Source organism: Pseudomonas sp. HMSC057H01, assembly GCF_001836405.1.
Taxonomy (GTDB): domain Bacteria; phylum Pseudomonadota; class Gammaproteobacteria; order Pseudomonadales; family Pseudomonadaceae; genus Pseudomonas; species Pseudomonas aeruginosa.
The window spans coordinates 1-368 of record NZ_KV828416.1; the positions used below are offsets into that span (position 1 = coordinate 1).

Below are 368 nucleotides of genomic sequence, written 5' to 3' on the forward strand. Positions count from 1 at the left end.
CCGTCACGTTTTATTTGCGGAACGGCTATTCCCAATGCACGCAATTTCTGCATCGGGTTCATGAACTCGCGATTGCGTTTTATCCGGCCGTTCTCGAGTTCGAAGGAATGGATGTAGTGGTTCTCGCAATAGCCCTGCGGATACCCCGGGACCAGCGCCTTGCCGCGCCCGTCGCACTCGACCCAGAAGTGGTTCGGATCCTCGGTCTCGAAGATCCGCACGTTGCGCCACTCCCAGTCGGGGAAGCAGCGCTCGAGCCACTCGGCGAGCCGCCTGAGGCTCTCATGGCCCCGGAAAACCAGGGGTTCGCCGCTTTCCGTGGTCCAGTTGCCGGCGCAGCCGTCCTCGACGAACAGGCTGTGCCGCTG

Annotated in this window: 1 protein-coding gene; it reads right to left on the minus strand. The window is 62.0% G+C overall.

All coding sequences use genetic code 11. The features are described 5' to 3' along the window. On the minus strand, positions 1-368 hold a 368-nt coding region (phzA, locus tag HMPREF2581_RS07625; protein ID WP_058012100.1), incomplete at both ends, for a phenazine biosynthesis protein PhzA.